The 1,429-nt window shown below is 66.9% G+C and carries 1 protein-coding gene and 1 pseudogene; one reads left to right on the top strand and one right to left on the bottom strand.

Annotated elements, in window-relative coordinates:
- Positions 1-69 precede the first annotated feature (69 nt).
- Positions 70-849 (bottom strand): hypothetical protein, encoded by a 780-nt coding sequence (locus A5906_RS05235; protein WP_080134210.1) that lies wholly within the window; start codon positions 847-849, stop codon positions 70-72.
- A gap of 368 nt (positions 850-1,217) precedes the next feature.
- Between A5906_RS05235 and A5906_RS43865 the strand changes: the two are divergent.
- A pseudogene (locus tag A5906_RS43865) lies at positions 1,218-1,429 on the top strand (L,D-transpeptidase); the annotation flags it as partial.

The following is a 1,429-nucleotide window of genomic DNA, read 5'->3' on the forward strand; positions in this document are numbered from 1 at the left end:
CCCGCCGGTCGCGACCGGGCCGGCGTGAAATAATCGCGCAGGGGGCTGTCTCCCCGCAAGAGGTGAAGTTCAGCGTGCGCGCGCGGTGGTCGTCGTTGCGAAAGTCTGCTGCGGCCGTCCGAACGGATCGAGCGCCTGGTTGATCTGCTGAGGCGGCGGACGCCGCACGATGCGGTGGCGCTTCTTCGGCTTGCTCGCACGGGGCTTGGACGCGTTGCTGTCGGCCTTGGTCTTTGCCCGGGTGAGATCGTTCAGCGCGGCCATCCTGGCCGCGGCAATGTCCGCCACACGCGATGCCAGCACCGTCGTTGCGGTTCGCGGTGCTTCGGGGACGGTCGCGGCAGGTCTGGCCTCGGGGATCGTTGCCGTGCTGTCCGCGGGGGTGAGCGTGTCGGTCGGCGCGGCGGCCGCCACGATCATCTCGGGTTTGGTCTCGGCCTTCACCTCAGCCTTGATCTCAGTCCCGATCTCAGCCCCGATCTCAGCCTTGGCCGGTTCGGCAGCCGGAGGGGTGGCCTGAGGGGGCTGCGGCTGAGTGTCGGTCTCGGTCGTCGCCGCAGCGGCCTGCTCGGACTCGCTCGCAGGCAGTCCGATCGTCGGCATCCAGTCGCGCAGTGACGGCATGGGCTCGGCAGCCGCCTCCGGATCCGCCCGCAGCGCAGCGAGCACCGGCTGGGCCGGCTCGGGAGCTTGCGCAAAGACCTGCTCCTGCGGACCGTTCCGCCAGGAGGGGGTGCTGACATACTGCTCATGGGTCGCCCGCAGCAGCGCGGCAGCCCCTAGGCCGAACACCAGGATGGAGGTTGACAGCAGGATCGCGGCAAGCAGGAAGCGAAAGCCGGGAAGCATCGGACGGGTTACGAATTTCCGCCCCGGCGGGTGGCGGCCGGGACCCAAGAGCCATCTGAACGCGGTGACGGTACTGCTTGCCGCGTTCGCCACGCGGAGTTTGGAGCGCAAAGCGGTGACGAATCAGGCTGATTCGAACATACCGCAACGATTTCGGCCCGTTCCCTTAAAATCGGGGCCGAAGCTCCGGCAACTGACGGCGCGATGCGATTTCCGCCCCGTGATGCAACGGGGCAACGGTAGTCTTGCGGATCACAAATCGGCAAATCCGGCGCAAATCGGCCTGATATGTCTTGAATGTGCCGCTATCTTCGGTCATCTGGCCGTTAACGGTCCTGATGGGGCCCGGGGGCTATACAAGAGCGATGATGATCAAACATTTTCTGACGATATGCGCTGCCGCAACAGTCGCTGCGGCGGGAACCTCGCTCGTGCAGGCTCAGAGCTATCCGGTCCAGCAGGCGCCGGGCTATGGCGCGCCGGCCGAATATCGCCCCGGCGACCGCATGCCGAATTTCGACTCGCTGGACGACGAAGACGACGCCATGCCGCAGGCCTCGCTGCCGCCGCCCGGCCCCGC

This window comes from Bradyrhizobium sacchari, assembly GCF_002068095.1.
Lineage (GTDB): Bacteria > Pseudomonadota > Alphaproteobacteria > Rhizobiales > Xanthobacteraceae > Bradyrhizobium > Bradyrhizobium sacchari.

What these genes read in the sequence shown, in the direction of transcription:
- A5906_RS05235 (WP_080134210.1), bottom strand. Translation starts at nt 849, where the DNA reads ATGCTTCCCGGCTTTCGCTTCCTGCTTGCCGCGATCCTGCTGTCAACC.